We start from the raw sequence: 15,957 nt of genomic DNA, 5'->3' as shown, positions 1-15,957 counted from the left end.
GAAACACGCTGCATTTAAAAAGTTAGCGGGCAAAGAAGATAATTGAGAAGGCACCCGAGTCGTTAGTCGTCAAGGTTTCACGCTTTCACTCGCGCTTTGCTAGTGTGAAGCTTTTACCAAGACGCGTGAGGTAATAATGACGCCCGAAACAATCGATCAAGCCATGCAAGCGTTGGCTAAGGCAGATCCAGATATCGCACGCGCATACCCCCTGGTAGGTGCACCGGGCCCACGCCAGCGTGACCCGGGTTTTGCGACGTTTTTCAGTACTATCGTCAGCCAGCAACTTTCCACCGAGGCCGCACGTGCGATTATGGGCCGCGTCAATACGTTGCTGCCCGAGCTGCACGCTAAAGCGGTCATGGAGATAGAGGGCCAAGCGCTGCGCGATGCCGGGCTCTCCTGGCGTAAGATTGAGTACGCCAAGGGCCTAGCAGAAGCGGAGCTGGCCGGCACATTTAGCGCTGATGGGCTTGAGCAGCTAAGCGACGACGAGGCGATTGCCGCGATTACTGAGCTGCGCGGCTTTGGCCGCTGGAGCGCCGAAATCTACCTGATGTTCTCGCTGAAACGCCCGGATATCTTTCCCGCCGACGATCTTGCCCTGCGGGTAGCCTTGGGCCGTTTAAAAGGCATGGACGACAAGCCCACGCCCAAGCAAGCCCGCCAGTTGGTGGAAGCTTGGGCTCCCTGGCGCACGGTGGGGTCACTGTTTTTGTGGCACTACTACCGCGGCGAGCCGCTGTAGCGACTGCTTTAAACAGTTTTAGGCGTCGAGCCCACCAAATTTGCCGTTTTGATAATCCTCCACCGCCTGCACAATCTCTTCGCGGGTAGTCATCACAAAGGGGCCGTGGGAATACACAGGTTCGTCGATTACTTCCCCATGGCCAAACAGCAGGCGTGCGTCTCTGCTGGCTTCGATTTCGAGGCTGTCGCCATCACGGTCTACTTCGATCAAATGGTGAGCCTTAACGGGTTCACCACCTATCTCGACGTCACCACTAACTACGTAAAGAAACACCTGCCGCCTAGGTGAGACGGGCAGATGCGTGTACGCGCCCGCAGGCAGCCGCAAGGTTGACATAAATACGCCGGTTAGCGTGTCAATTGGCCCAACGCTTTCCTGCCACTGCCCGGCAATCAGGTTCAGCTCACCGCCACTCGGTAGTGCAATAGCGGGGATGGATGCTTCCTGCAGTCCCACGTAGCGCGGCTCACTCATCTTCAAACGCGCCGGTAGATTGACCCACAGCTGAAGAATCTCCAACGGGCCACCGTCGCGCAAAAACTCCTCCGGCGAAATTTCCGCATGCACGATACCGCTGCCTGCGGTCATCCATTGCACGCCGCCCGCGTTGATCACGCTTTGGTGCTTGGCGCTATCCGCATGGGCAAGCGAGCCTTCCAAAATAAACGTCACCGTTTCAAACCCACGATGCGGGTGCGGGCCAAACGGCAGACCACGGTTGTTGGCCGGATACGTTTGCGGGCCGTGGTGATTCAAAAACAGAAACGGGTCGAGCTGTTCCAAACCAGGCCCTGGCAGCGGCCGACGAGTAGTTAAATCACCGATATCATCGCGCTTGGCCGGGTGCTGGGCGATCACCCGACGCACTGACTGGGTAGTGTCTATTGTCATCATTTACTCCTTATCAATACTGTATAGCGTAAAACCTACAGCCGCGGATAAGGAGCGAATAATTTGCCACGTTTCATTGCAGGAAATTGTTATTAAACGGCTCAGCGGTTTCCTTAAAATTTGGTCACCACCGTTACACCCGCTCCTTCAAATTTATCCATGTTCATCAGCGCATCAATCGACTGCTCAAGGGTGATTCGTCTGCCGATAAGCTGCTCAGGCGCCAGCTTTCCAGACTGAATCATCGCCAGCATGGCGTCATAACGATGCGCCTGCATGCCATGGCTGCCGAGTATTTCAAGCTCGTCGGCAATCACCTTACTCATGGGAATAGCCGGTGTACTGTTCTCAGCCAACATCAACCCGACCTGAATATGCTTGCCGCGTTTACGCAGATTGCTGATCGAGTTAAAGCAGGTCGTCGGGTGCCCTAGCGCATCCAACGATACGTGAGCACCACCTCGGGTTATTTCCGCAACGGCTTCAACCACATTGGCCACCTTGGCGGCATTCACAGTGGCAACGGCGCCCAGTTGACGGGCCAGAGTAAGCGCCTCTTCCGAAATATCGATGGCAACGACGTTGGCACCGATGGCGTTGGCAATCATTACGGCGGATAGACCAACACCTCCGCAGCCGTGAATGGCCACCCACTGCCCAGCCGATGTTTGGCCCTGATCGACGACCGCCCGAAAGGAAGTGACAAACCGACACCCCAGGCTGGCCGCCGTCGCGAAGTCGAGTGTCTCTGGCAGCGAGACCAAATTCACATCGGCGTAGTGAATACCCACATACTCGGCAAAGGAGCCCCAGTGGGTGAAACCGGGCTGAAACTGACTATCGCAAACCTGATGGTTGCCCGAGTGACACTCAGGGCAAGTGCCACAGCCACCCACGAACGGCACCGTGACGCGGTCGCCAACGCGCCATTGTTTTACGTCTTTACCCACGGCTTCCACAACGCCAGCCAGCTCATGCCCTGGTACATGGGGAAGCTGGATATCGGTATCATGTCCCACCCAGCCATGCCAATCGCTACGGCACACCCCGTTAGCCATCACTTTCACCACTACGCCGTGAGGTTCAGGCGTCGGATCGGGCAACTGCTGGATACTCGGCGGGGCGGAAAACTGCTCAAAAACAACGGCCTTCATCAAGGTCTCCTAAACCGTATTGCTGTTTTTACTTTATAACTGTTTAAAGGGTTAAGAAGCGAATTAGTCACCGCTAACGTTTAACCGCCCCACTACTTGAAACGAATTATCCGTGGGACGCACCACAATCATCTCGCCAGAGCCTACGCCGCTGCCCACCAACGCGGTGATATTCACCTGATGGGTAACCAGCAGCAAATTGCCCGGCCCCTGCCATGCAGCGATCTGCTGCTGGGCGTTTTGGGTGATTTGCGCTTGATCACCGCGCCCGCGAAAGAACGAATCTAGCCACGCTACAGACTCTACACTGCCCAGTGCCATTAGCTCAGCGGTATCCAACGCCCGGCACCAGCTTGACGAATACACCGCCGCAATGGGGATATCCCGTTCACGAAACGCGCGACCAGCAGCTTCTGCCTGAGTACGCCCAGCCGCACAAAGATTGCGCTGAGTCTCGCAGCGGCCACGTTCAAATCCCGGCGGGTCACCAATGCCCGGTGCCAGCGAATGACGCATTAGAATCACCAAGCCGCCTTCTTGTAGTGCTTGCCAGGTGGCGTCGTTTGCCTGGGTACTGATGGGTAGCGCACCCAGTATAGCGAGCAGAAGGATTAACGTGAGGTAGCGTAGGGTGGGCATAAAATTGTCCTTTTTCATCAAGAAGTATTAAAAGAACCAAAGGCGATATGTATGTCACAACCACCCATTTTCCCAATTCGAGACACAGCGTGTCTCGAATTGGGAAAGAATATAAACAGATACAGTTGTATCCAAAACAACCCTAAAAGAGATAAAATAGCTATTATAGTGTCCACAATAGGAATGCTGTCGAATGCACCGTTTTCTTCTATTAGACGATACTGATGTCCAGCACGCCTTTGTTGCCCACTTGCGCCACTTACGCGAAAAGGCCAAGTTATCCCGTGCGGCGCTGGCGGAGCGCAGCAACGTGCCCGCCCCCACGATCAAAAAATTTGAGCTCACCGGGCAAATATCGTTTCGCCAACTGCTGTTGCTATGGCAAAGCCTAGACGACTTGGCCCGGCTATATTCGCTGACCCAACAAGACGCATTCAACGCAAAGACACCTTCCTCTATCGATGAGGTGCTCAAAGATGGCCTTTAAACCAACGCAGCGGCTGAACGTAACGCGCACGCTATCAACCGGCGAACAGGTCGCTGCAGGCGTATTAGCGCAAAACCGCCAAGGGGTATTTTTTCAGTACGCGGAAGGCTATGAGAAACGACATGGCAACCTATCGCCCTTTACGTTACAGCATGGCCTCGCGCTTCAGCCCGCCCCAAAAACACCCCATCAAGGGCTGCACGGCGTATTCGGCGACTGTTTACCCGATGGCTGGGGACTGCTGCTACAAGACCGAGTATTCCGTCAACATGGTATAGCGCCTATGCAGCTTACGGCGATGGATCGACTGGCATTTGTTGGTCAGCGCGGCATAGGCGCACTGGCCTTTGAGCCAGAATCAGAGGCTGCGCCGCCACAAAGCGATAACGAAGACTTAGCGACACTCGGGCTTCAAGCACAGGCCGTTTTCGATGGTCAAACCGAGGACGTACTGAGTGCCCTAGTCGCCGCGGGTAGCTCCGGTGGGGCAAGACCAAAAGCACAGCTTTTTATGCCGCCTGGGCAATTCAGCAAGTGCCGAACCTATGCCCAGCCAGCGGATGACGCGTGGCTGGTCAAGTTTACCTCCCAACATTTGTCCCTGGGTCACGAAGAAGGCCTATGCGAAGCGGCATACCTGGAGTTAGCTAAAAAGGCTGGCCTTGAGCCGCCGGAATGGCAGTTGCTGCACATACCCACACCGCAAGGTGAGCGAGCCTGGTTGGCCATCAAACGATTCGATTGGATTAATCAAAACCCTGCGGGGCGTCTGCATATGCATAGCGCCTGTGGGCTGCTGGACGCCGACTTTCGAACTCCTAGCCTGGATTACGCAGACCTTATCAAAGCCAGCCGCCAGCTGTGCCGTTCTCCCGCCGTCGGCCAACTGCAATTTCGACGCGCGCTGTTTAATCTATTTGCCTGCAACCAGGACGATCACAGTAAAAACTGGGCATTCTTGCAGGATGATACAGGCCAATGGAGCCCAGCACCGTTCTATGATGTGACCTTTAGCCCCCACCCTTTTGCAGAGCACGCGACTGCTTATACAGGCTACGGTAAACAGCCGCCTCTAAAAGCCATTCAGCAGCTAGCCACCCATGCAGGCTTTGCCAATTGGAAACAGGCTCAGCCGTACGTTCAAGAGATCGTTGACGTTATCAGTACCTTTCCTGGCGTGGCAAAGAACCTCGGCGTGAAAGCCAGCACCATCGAATTGATCACCCAGCGAGTGAATCAAGCGTGGCAGGAAAACAAGGGGCTATTGCTCGCCTGAGCAGCAGGGATCACCACAGTAGATCGTTGCCGTGACCGCTTTAGCCCCAGGTGTTCGGTAAACTCCGAGCCATTATCCTGGGTGGTGGCCAAAGACCTGGATGACTCCAGCCGCTTCATTAAAACGATGCTGTGCCAGTTGCCACGGGTGTCGGGTACCTTTTTCCATCTTGCGCTTCGGGACGTCAAAGCGTTACTAAAGCTTTAGTACTGTTATTTGCGATAATTCGAGACGCGACGCGTCTCGAATTGGATTAACGCTGCAAATCGCACTAAACGTGGGCTGACGGAGCCGTGATCATTTGCATAAGGCTATCCAGATAGTCCGAATCCGACATAAACAACACATGCTTGGCACGTAGTTCCTCAGCCGTTACTCCCCAATGGTTGTTAACCCACGCGCTTGTCGTACTGGAAGGGGCCAAAATAAAGCTTTCAAGCTCCACTCGCTCATCCTTCAAGCGTCGCTGGACATCTTTGATGCGCTCAGCGAATTCGATCTTTTCATCTTTAGACCCGGTGTGCCGGACGCCGTGTGGATCCACGAAGACGATACGCTGCTTGTCCTGCTGAACATGCCAGAGGATGAAGTCTGGATAGAAGCCTCCTGCTTCAAAGAACCCTATCCCTTGCTTAACCAGATTCCGAAGCAAATAAATCTGTTCGCCTCGCTCAGCGATTAACTGCTGGTTCCTTTCAAGCCAAGCTCTTAAATCTTCAACAAAGCGGTATTCACTGTCATTAAGAGCAACAGGCTCAACACGGATCCGGCTATCCTTGCCTAGGTGTAACAATGGATTATAGAGATGCACACCGAGCTGCAGGGCGCTAATACCATTTGCTTTAGATGAGCGATAAGCTGCCTGCTGTTGCTGCTCAATGGCCACTTTCATTTGTTTGATATCGTCAATAAGCGCTGACTCACTGCCATCAACCACCAACTGATACTCACTGGTGGCAGGCAAATTACCGCTCGCTTCCTCAAGTGCTACCAGCTCCATACGTGGCTCTAGGTAAGCACGCCGGTGATAGTTGAAAACACGATCTAACAGCAACGATAGCAGCTCTAACGCCATACTCTGGTAACGCTGGAAGTTATCAGCACGTAGCTTCCACTGGTCATCGGGTACTAACAAGGTGTACCAAATTTGGCTTTTCAGTAGCGCTGGCAAACGATGCGCATCGATTAACACATTCGCGTACCCACGATTACGCCGGTAACGCTCCAAGTCACGTGCCAACGCTGCCATATCGACGAACAAAAGCCGGTCATTATCGAAATAGCGCGACTGCTGCTTCGCCAAGCCGGGCTTAGCCATGACTTCTTTCACACCCGACGCTTGAATGCTATCCACCCTGGGATAGCGGTCTACCTCGACCCGGCGCTCCTTTAGGACGATATCGGGTGTTAGACCCAACGCATTCTGAAAGTCACCACTTAATACAGGATGGCCAAAACTTACTAATGGGCCATCACGATGAAAGCTGTAGGCCTGCCGTGTATCCTGGCGTACTTTAGGCCGCAGCATCTTCAATGACTTGCCCACATCCTCCATGACATTGAGCTTTAGAGTATGCACTTCCGGGTTATCGTTACCCGGCAAACCTTCGTCTTCCAGAAAGTCACGGAAGGTGGCCATAAAGTCGGCGCCAACGCCAAACACATTCAGCGTTTCCAACAAGTAAAGGTATTTTGGAGCAAGAATCGGATCAAGTCGGCTTGAGCGCATCAAGCTCATGTCACGCCCCTTAAGGCGTACCCCACGGCCGAAGAGCTGAATAATCTGCGAGCCCTCTTTCTTACCGGTATTCATCAGCCCCATGCTGGAAACCCGCCAGCAGTTCCACCCCTCAACAAATTTCTTGGAACCAATCAGTAGATTGACAGGCGAGCTATCACGAGTAACCTCGGCAAAAATAGGGTTCGCCAGCTCAGACTTACGAACCTGCAGGTGCTTTATATCATGGCTATCCAGGTGCTCAGCTAAACCTAAGGCGTCGCCCACATTAATCAGACCAAAGGGCTTTTCAGCCTCACCAACCTTTAACAGCAGCTCGCCTGAATCACCGGTAATCCGGTCAACGTTGAGCGTACCGCCTCCTGCTGCGTGAAAAGTAAGCGTAAGAATATCCCGATAGAGAGCTTCTACGGTTAGTTGCTGCTCTTTAAGCCAAGGAAAGCTTCCAGAGAAAATTTCATTGCCTTGCTTATCAATCAGGCCCGCACTTGCTGCATCACCTTGGTATACAGCACTGAGCGCCTGCTTAGCTTGCTCTTTTTCGCCCAAAAACCACGCTAGAAAACCCAACACCTGTGCGATATCGGAAGCACGCTCATTGTAATTTTTGGCGCTCTCTTTACTGCCATCGTCTTTTACCACGCTGGCACCCACAAACACCCAGAGTGGCACGGCAAGGTTCCACTGGCTTAGCTGTCGGTGCTCTTCGTGGAAATATCGCTGCTGCTGGTAAAAAGCCAATAGCGCCGCTGTCAGATAAGTGTAACGCTGCCGCGTTTCTTTCTCGGGCAAATTAAAGATGCGGTAATCCTTGCCGTAGCCATCTTCATAGAAATAGCGGTACCCATAATCGAAAAGGATATTCTTGGCGTAAGACTCCTCAACCCCATTATCCCCAGCGGCCACTACCGCTTCTTTAAAGGTGGCCGAGTACTCAAAGGTGAAGCCACGTCCCGCCAGCTTGTTACGATGCGAAAGCCAGCCTTTCTCCTCACTGGCAGAGCCCAACCCACGATGCCCTTCGTCAACCAGCAGCAAATTGCCATCACCAAAGCTGTCGACGGCCATTTTCTTTTTACCCTGCTCAGTGCCGAGCTTGGTAATCTCACTAATCGCGACGCGGCTGAGTGACTTGCGCTCACCGCTGAACAGATCTCCTCCGTCTTGACTAAGGCGCTCCGCCTCTAAGCTAGACTCACGGCACTCAAGTAAATGCTGATCGCTGAGGCGTTCATTGGGCGTGATTAAGATAATCTGGCCATAGTCACCAATGCGTTGGTGTTGACGGGCATAGTGACGAAATTGCCGCACGTTGGTGTGCATTAGCAGCGTTTTACCGGAGCCGGTAGCATTTTGCAGGCAGAGCTTATTAAGGTCTTCGTCCTGGTAGCGGCCAATGCCTGTTTGGTACCCCTGCCCTTGCCAAAAAGCGTTAAATCTATCCACCTGGGCGTTAAGGCCCTCTTTCAGCGCCTCACGGTCACGAAAATATTCGAATAGGTAAATTTCCACGAATAGCAGCGTCAGCCACTGGAAATACTTCCACTCGACTTCCACCTCACGCTGCTGGTTCAAGGCATCCGTGTGCTCAATGATATTGGCATCAAAACGCTTTAAATCCTCTTCGCTATATTGCCAGCTTGACTGATACCCACCCAGCAATGCGTGCAGGTAGTGATGATGTCGATCCCCTGTTAGCCCTGGCTGACTCTCTTTGAGGTTTTTATTCAGTAGCGTGATTGGGCGCACTTGGCTGCCCTTGTCACGGTACTGCTCAAGCGGGTCGATACCAAAGCGCGTCATCACCCACTGGTTGAGCACCAGTTTTTTGAGAAAGTCATTCTTAGCGCTGAGTGCTCTGATTTTGGCTTGGCGTGGCTTACCTGCCATTAATGCGACTCCCGATCCTGTAGATTCTGCTCATCACTCTGTTGGGTAGGCGCATCATCACCTATGAGGACTGGCCTATCGTTCTCCCAGACCACAGCATACTGACCAAGGCGGCGTTTACGCTCGAGCGTTTCAGCAACAGCCGAACGCAAGCTTTCTAGCATCTCGTGAGTATCGGGGGTCAACTGAGTCATGACTGAGACTCCTTAAGGAGTAAAGTGTAGTAACGCTCATCAAGCACCTGGCGCTGCGCACCCGCTTGCTCAAAAACCGGCGCAGGGGCTCCTCCCGCGTTCATAAAACAGCGTGCACGGGTAACGCTTGGCGCGTAGAGCATCAATAGGTTGTTCAGGCTGCGGGGGAAGCGGCGCTGGATATCTTTCAGCGGAATATGGTGGCCACCGTGAGAGACACGCTCAGCCACACGCAGACGCGACATCTCAAGCGAAGGCAGCGCCAAATAGACGAGTTCGACCCGCCACCCCGATTCCATCAGACGTTTTATCAGGCTGAGATACCCCCGCCCTGAGAGCGTTGTCTCAAAAGCAAAGTCTTCGCCTTCATTAATCGCGTCCTCGATTTCCTTGAGAAAAATACGGCTGGCAGAGAGCAGCTCACGCTCAGGCGCTAAAGGGGACAGCCCGGCAGCAATTAAGTCGGCATTGATAAAACGTGCACACTTAGCCACCTGCGGCAAATAATGCAGGGCAAAGGTGGTCTTGCCAGCCCCATTGGGGCCAGCAACGATCCAACACGTCGGCATGGCAGGTTTAGAGCTCATCATCACACCCTTCCCACATGCGGGCATGGAAGGTTTCTTCCAGGCTATGAACACGATCACGGGCACGGCCCGTCAAATTCAGGCCATGGGGGCCATTGATATAAATGGTGTCGAACTCGCTGTCCGTGGTGCCGATCTTATATTTTTCGAGCAGCGCCTCTAGCACAGCGGCATCTTTCTCAGGGTCATCCGTGAGCTTGCGCCACACCACCAACACTTTCGCCAAGTCCTCATCACTACCGGGAATACGGCGCACGTGGCCTTCCACTTGGCGAATCCAGTAAGCGCCATCTTCATTTTCACGCAGGCTTACTGCCTTAAGCCGCGTGTTCTGATCTTCCGGCAGCTCGGGGTCGGTCTCGCGCTCGAAGCGGGCCACGTAGGTACGCGGCTTGTCCAAATGCGATACATGCAGGCCAATCAGCCAGTTAAAGGTCTCGACCAGATCCACAGCGGTTTTACGGCTTTCATCACTGCCGGGCTGTTTCACCTTCAGCATGTAGCTTTCAGGATCACGGAACCACTCGGTATTCAGCAGGCTAGACGAACCACGGGTTTCTACATCCAGCAGGTACTTAAGCGTGTAGTCGTGGCGTAACTCCGGATGTTGCTCCATTAACGCGTCGAGCTTGGGATCTTCGCCTAGCTCTAAGTTATTGAGCGTGTCATCGTAGCTTTCGAGGCGTAAGTACTTAAAAAAGTGAGAAACACCATTTAACCCTTGATTTTTTATTTCCTTAGGAGCTCCATCTTTCCAATCTGAAGCATAAACACTTTTTATAACTCTCGGCTTAAGAATTTCGTCAAAATGAGCCCCAACTTCAACTAATAAGTACTTTCTTATAGAATCTCTCGACCGAGATTCATTAATTACAGCACTTGCCAGAGATCCAGATCCTGCAAAAAAATCGAACGCCCATTCTCCATTATTGCTGGATATAGTAACAATTCTACTGAGCATTGAAGTTGGTTTTGGAGTATCAAAAAAAGCTTTTACTCCGAATAGCTTTTCACCTTCGTTAGAAGCATGCTGGTTATAACCAACATCGTCCCAAACTGTTGGTGTTGCCATACCCTGCCTGGCCTCTATTTTATAAAGCTTCCGCATAGGAGTCTTAGCAGTACCAGACACTCCCCAATAAAGCCTATTATCATTTTGCAGCCTTTCCATCTCAATCTTATTATGACGCCAACATGTCCCTTTTCTTGGAAAGACCTCTTCGCCAGTAAATGGGTTTCTTATTGGATAATAAAGGCTTTCAACATATCTACCGCCCTTTGCATTAGCAGTAGTATCAATCTTTCTAAACTCTCCTTTAGGATCCTTTCCATTTGGATCTTCAAAATTTCTATATTGGGAATCAGCTTTTTCAGTTCTAGGCATCAAGTTAAAGTTATCTTCCGCAACAGTCTGCCGAGATCCTATGACTGCTTTTTTCGACCATGCAAAAATATGCTCATTAATAGAACCAACTTTCCTATCATTTGGAGCACCATCCCGCTTTTTCCATATAAAATCTGCTATGAAACACTCCCTACCAAAAATCTCATCTCCAACAAGCTTAAAATAATGCCCTTCCGTATCATCTGAAGATACCCAAAAGCTACCATTATCGGCAATATGACCTAATGATTCTTTTACTTTTTCATAGGCCATAGATAGCCAGCTGGAGTGCTGATAGCTGTCTTTATAAGCAAACCCATCTTTCCCTGTATTATATGGTGGATCTATGTAAGCAAATTTAACAGACTTCTCAAATTTTTTTCTAGTAAGGTTTATAGCCTGTGAGTTTTCTGAGTGAATGCAAATTCCGAGTAATAATGAATCTAACCCATTAATTACCGAGAGTAGACTTTCTTTTAAATCTTTACTAACAAGTGCAGTATCCACCATCAGAAATCTATATATTTCTAAATTAATTAAATCTTGAGGCGGATTGGACAAGAGATCTTGATCAAGTTTACCCAGATCAAGAGAACAAAGGTCTTCCCATTGTTCTCTTTGTTTTTTTTCTTTAAAAATAGAACTTAAAATATCAGGAAAACCCTCAAGATGATCTAGAGTAATGCAGTAATCAGTTTCTGTAACAAATTTTTTCTTCAACCAAAGTTTCTTCTGAAAATTTTCCAACTGTGCCAGAAAAGCAATAATCTTCTTAGCCAATTTACGCAGCACTTTGATCTTTTTAAGCTGTTGTTCAACGATTAACACATCCACATCGTCGATATCATCAAGCCGCAGAATTTCATTTTTAATATAGAAATCCAACTCGCGGGAAAGAAAACCGCCCAGGTCTTTGTGGATAAAATAATCCATGGTGTTGCGGGCCGTGTACTGCTGCAAGTACTTGCCCAGCAATGTGCGTTCTTTCTGCTTGTCAGTGGGCGCACGGGTGGCCAAGTTTTCACGGTAGGCGACGACACCATCGGTGGCACGCAGCGCCTCCATGATGCTCTCTTCTGCTTCGACCAACCGCCTCTTTTGCCAGGTGCCACTCTGCCCGGTCTTTTCGGGATCCGGTCGGTATTCAAACTGCAGCACGAGATCGGCGCCATCCAAGCGAATAGGTTCATCGTGATGGATGATAAAGAAGCGTTCGGTGCTCTCTTTTACATCGTTGTGTTCACCTTCGGTAGCATCCACCACGCGGCAGTGTACTTTGAGGGCAGCGTCTGTCGAATCAAATGCCAACCCTGCTTGGGCCGCGGAGCCTTGCAGCGTCTTTAACGCTTCGTTTAGGTTGAAGGTAAAATTGGCTAAGGTTTCGGAAGATTTTACGTAGTACTGATCTTTGTTGGCCCAGTGGAGATAAACCTCACGGCCATCGTAGGGCACGGCGTAAGGGGCCGCACGGCTGTCATTCTCCGCCACATGGTGGCGGCGGCTCATAAAATCGCCTTTATCGTAGTAGCGTGAAAAGAAGCGGTAGAGATGGTCGTAGATATCTACCGAGGCACTCTGCTCTTGCTTGGCCACATGGTAAGCCGCCCTTGCCTGCTTCACGGCAGGGGCGCTATCCGGGTCTGGAGCACCTAATTCTTCAGCTTGTTTACGCTTCTGCTCAATGTCATTACGCATGGCTGACAGTTGCTGCTCGCCCTGCTCGGCGAAGGCATCTTCAATCGCTTGCGCTAGGTCTTCACGAATAAAGCGGGAGAGCTGGTCGCTTTTGGCATGCATGATGCGGTACAGCCCGAAATCCAACTCTGGCTTATCAAGCTGGAACAGCTCATGCAGCAGCTTGATAAAGCGTTCCTTGTGAGTCTCGGCAATTGCTACAACCATTGATCTTTCCCATTAGCTACGTGCGCAAGACGTTTTGAAACAGCCTTTTGCAACAGTAAATTACGCACAAACGGGGCTGAACATGCTGTTCAGCCCTCAATATTAAGTTGCACAGATGATACCGACCCTCGCGGCTTACGTCATGCGATGGTGGTTAGCGTTTACGCCAGTTCCCAGCGAACCCGGAACAGCCGGTGGGTCTGGCTTTTACGATGCATCTGTCGCTCCAGAGCATCAATGAGCGCGTCGCGTTTCTCTTCAATCTCATCTTGCACATCGAAAATTAACTGTCGATCCCGCCGCTGTTGTCGTTCAAACGACTTAAGCACCTCTTGGGCGGCTTTTTGCTCTTCCAAGGACTCGGCGATCCGCGAACGTCGCTTGGCGTCTTTGATCTTAGCCCGCGTATCTTCCAGTTGTGCTTCGCTAGAGGTAACTTGGTCTTCGGCCCAAGCCTCTAGTTTGTCACGTTCGCGCTGAAAATAGCCGTGGTTCTCTTCTAGAACGCGACTAAGGGTGGCATCCAACTGTCTTTTAGCCAGCGGAGCCAAATCTGCTGGAGGTTCAGGCGCTTGCTTCTCCACCAAAGCTGAAATATTGAACAGCCGTTCACATGCTTCTTGATCAAGACGTGTGCCATCGTCGGCGAGGCCAGTGAATACCAAGTGTTCTTCATGTTGGAAGCTATCGAGTTCAAGCAGGTTTAGCTCCAACCAGCCGCTTTGGGTCGGCAGTTGTTCAAGTACGGATATGCGAAGTGGGTGATCTGCCAGCTGAAAGCGAAGCGTAACCGTAGGTGTCTCCTGGCGGCGCCCATGATCCAATACATGCTCACCCAGTGGATGGGTGAGCCGATAGATGTGGGCATGTTCAGGTGGCTTAATGCCCTTCTCTTTGCGAATCAACCAGTATTCACCCGTTGGTACACTACTTAGTGGCGATTCTTTTAGCTGAAAGGTTAGGTGACGGTCACTGAAGACGGCCTGATTGGCTAAGCTGTGCCGGGTGAGTTTCCAAAAAAGTTTACCGGTGCGATCAAGCTGAGCCTCAGCTTTGTCGCGTTGGATTCGTAACAAATCGTGAATCTGCTCGTCGAAGTGCTCAAGTAACTTGCTCTCGGTCTCACGCATGCGGACATCAATATCGGCCTCTAATTTCTCACGTAGCGCTACAAAGGCCGCCTCAATAGCATTAGGTGTGCGGCAGGTAGCATAGATTTCAGCAATGCGTTTCTCGATGTCCACCCCGGATTCCAATCGGCCAAGAATGTCATCGGAAGCGCCGAACAATCCATCGAACAGCTGGAACTTCTCGCTTAATAGCTCTAAAACGCGTTTATCAGCCTCATTACGCTGATTTAAGAAGTTAACGACCACCACATCAAACTGCTGCCCGTAACGGTGGCAGCGACCAATACGTTGTTCTACCCGCTGAGGATTCCAGGGAAGATCGTAGTTGACCACTAGATTACAGAATTGGAGGTTGACCCCTTCGGCGGCAGCCTCAGTCGCCACTAAAATCTGCGCACTATCACGGAAATGGTCAATGATGGCAGAGCGCCGGTCGATAGCAGGACTGCCTGTAATGTGATCGCTGCCTGAATGCTCAGTTAGCCAACGCTGGTAAATTCCCGTTATCCCCGGGCTGTTGTTGGTGCCGCTAAAAGTGACTACTTGATCAGCAAAGCCATGGAGTTCGAGGAAGCGACTTAAATACTCAAGCGTACGCCGCGATTCGGTGAAAATCACCGCTTTGCGTGGTGCTCCCATCTCATCCATACGGGCGAAACCCGTTTCAAGGGCGGTAACTAACGCATGGGATTTAGCATCTTCATGGATGCCTTTAGCCAAGCTCAGATACTGCTCTATTTCAGCGATTTCGCCCTGTAACCGGGTTGGATTGATCTCCTGCTCTATCAAATACTGCGCATTAACTTCTCCAACCTCGTCGGTATCGGCTGATTCCAACAGCTCTTCATCAAGTGATTCACCGGCTAGCAACGTTGCAAGCCAGTCTTGCTCAACTTGATGCTGATTGTGGAGCGATTCTAAACGCTCCTTTAGTGTTTCTAGGGTCTGGATAATGGCGGTGGTGGATGATGCTAGCAATTTTCGAATGACCAGCGAGACCAAGTGACGCTGGCGGGATGGCACGCCATAGCTGTCTTCGCGTGCCAGATAACCTGATACCAAGTGATAGAGCCGCTGCTCATCAGGTGAGGGGGTAAATGGAATCGTTAGTGCCTTTCGGTGAGTATACTGGACGTACTCTAATACCTGACGCCTTAGAGTACGCTTGGCAAACTCGTCAAGGCGACGGCGCAGCCCCTCAATGTCGTTACCATTACGCATGAATTGACGTCGAAAACTGATTGCATCCCCGAACAGCTGTTCATCAATTACGGTCGATAGACCATATAGCTCAATCAATGAGTTTTGAAGCGGGGTCGCCGTGAGTAACAGCTTACGGCAACCTGCAAACGTTCGCTTAATAGCCTGTCCGGTGCGATGACTTTCACGGTGGGCATTGCGCAGTTTGTGAGCTTCGTCAATGACGACGAGATCCCACGGTATGGTGCGCAGCTGGGGCTCCATTTTGGCAGCAAAATGGTATGACATCACACTGATGACATCTTGATCTAAAGGATCGTATATCCCTTGGTCACGCTGCTGCTTGTAGGTACGAGCATCAAGCACCTGGGTAGGCAGGTGGAACTTCTCGGATAGTTCATTCGCCCACTGTTTTCGTAGCGCGGCTGGCGCAATCACTAATAAACGACGCCGACGCTCTGCCCAGTACTGGCATATAACCAGGGCTGCCTCAATGGTTTTACCAAGACCCACTTCATCCGCCAGTAAAACGCCTTTTGATAACGGATTTTGTAACGCAAAGAGGGCGGCATCAATTTGATGGGGATTAAGGTCGACGGAAGCATCAAATAGAGATGTTGCCAATCTATCGACATCACCACCTCGCCGCTGGCGAGTTAGCTCATAAGCAAAGTACTTGGCATGGTAGTTCGTGATGTTCTCAGTCGTCACCCTATTCCCCTACCCGTTGCAAT

Annotated in this window: 11 protein-coding genes; 3 read left to right on the top strand and 8 right to left on the bottom strand. The window is 51.4% G+C overall.

What is annotated here, in order from left to right; genetic code table 11:
- The first annotated feature begins 136 nt into the window (after positions 1 to 136).
- On the top strand, positions 137 to 748 hold the full coding sequence (locus ACT3UM_RS05730; RefSeq protein ID WP_498896911.1) for a DNA-3-methyladenine glycosylase family protein: 612 nt from the start codon (positions 137 to 139) through the stop codon (positions 746 to 748).
- Between the two features lie 18 nt (positions 749 to 766).
- Here ACT3UM_RS05730 and ACT3UM_RS05725 read toward each other — a convergent pair whose 3' ends face one another.
- From ACT3UM_RS05725 to ACT3UM_RS05715, 3 genes are all read right to left on the bottom strand, one after another.
- A complete protein-coding gene (locus ACT3UM_RS05725) occupies positions 767 to 1,642 on the bottom strand; it encodes a pirin family protein (RefSeq protein WP_498896909.1) in 876 nt (291 codons plus the stop codon).
- Between the two features lie 113 nt (positions 1,643 to 1,755).
- Entirely contained in the window at positions 1,756 to 2,796 is a 1,041-nt protein-coding gene (locus tag ACT3UM_RS05720; RefSeq protein WP_498896908.1) for a zinc-dependent alcohol dehydrogenase family protein, read from the bottom strand.
- A 63-nt stretch (positions 2,797 to 2,859) separates the two neighbouring features.
- Positions 2,860 to 3,435, bottom strand: coding sequence for a histidine phosphatase family protein (locus ACT3UM_RS05715; protein WP_498896906.1), 576 nt, complete (start codon positions 3,433 to 3,435; stop codon positions 2,860 to 2,862).
- A gap of 193 nt (positions 3,436 to 3,628) precedes the next feature.
- Here ACT3UM_RS05715 and ACT3UM_RS05710 point away from each other — a divergent pair, with 193 nt between their 5' ends.
- Both ACT3UM_RS05710 and ACT3UM_RS05705 read left to right on the top strand, forming a co-directional pair.
- Positions 3,629 to 3,922 carry a helix-turn-helix domain-containing protein gene (locus tag ACT3UM_RS05710; RefSeq protein WP_498896904.1) on the top strand — a complete coding sequence of 98 codons (294 nt, stop codon included), beginning with the start codon at positions 3,629 to 3,631 and terminating at the stop codon, positions 3,920 to 3,922.
- A complete protein-coding gene (locus ACT3UM_RS05705; protein ID WP_498896902.1) occupies positions 3,912 to 5,198 on the top strand; it encodes a type II toxin-antitoxin system HipA family toxin in 1,287 nt (428 codons plus the stop codon). The genes ACT3UM_RS05710 and ACT3UM_RS05705 overlap by 11 nt, the downstream gene beginning before the upstream one ends.
- Positions 5,199 to 5,469: 271 nt before the next feature.
- Here the strand turns inward: ACT3UM_RS05705 and ACT3UM_RS05700 are convergent, their stop codons facing one another.
- From ACT3UM_RS05700 to ACT3UM_RS05680, 5 genes are all read right to left on the bottom strand, one after another.
- Complete coding sequence (locus ACT3UM_RS05700; protein WP_498896900.1) at positions 5,470 to 8,826, bottom strand: DEAD/DEAH box helicase family protein; 3,357 nt, start codon at positions 8,824 to 8,826, stop codon at positions 5,470 to 5,472.
- Positions 8,826 to 9,020 carry a hypothetical protein gene (locus ACT3UM_RS05695; RefSeq protein WP_498896898.1) on the bottom strand — a complete coding sequence of 65 codons (195 nt, stop codon included), beginning with the start codon at positions 9,018 to 9,020 and terminating at the stop codon, positions 8,826 to 8,828. The genes ACT3UM_RS05700 and ACT3UM_RS05695 overlap by 1 nt, the downstream gene beginning before the upstream one ends.
- The gene (locus tag ACT3UM_RS05690; protein ID WP_498896896.1) at positions 9,017 to 9,610 is read right to left on the bottom strand and encodes an ATPase; all 594 of its coding nucleotides are present in this window, start codon (positions 9,608 to 9,610) and stop codon (positions 9,017 to 9,019) included. Before ACT3UM_RS05690 ends, ACT3UM_RS05695 begins: the two co-directional genes overlap by 4 nt.
- Positions 9,597 to 12,893, bottom strand: coding sequence for a site-specific DNA-methyltransferase (locus ACT3UM_RS05685; protein ID WP_498896894.1), 3,297 nt, complete (start codon positions 12,891 to 12,893; stop codon positions 9,597 to 9,599). The genes ACT3UM_RS05690 and ACT3UM_RS05685 overlap by 14 nt, the downstream gene beginning before the upstream one ends.
- Before the next feature lie 161 nt (positions 12,894 to 13,054).
- Positions 13,055 to 15,934, bottom strand: a complete 2,880-nt coding sequence (locus ACT3UM_RS05680; protein WP_498896892.1) for an SNF2-related protein — start codon at positions 15,932 to 15,934, stop codon at positions 13,055 to 13,057.
- Positions 15,935 to 15,957 lie beyond the last annotated feature (23 nt).

It is taken from the genome of Halomonas sp. AOP13-D3-9, from assembly GCF_052379125.1.
Lineage (GTDB): Bacteria > Pseudomonadota > Gammaproteobacteria > Pseudomonadales > Halomonadaceae > Vreelandella.
The sequence above is the reverse complement of the archived record's forward strand: the minus strand, read 5'-3'. Positions and strand labels throughout refer to the sequence as shown.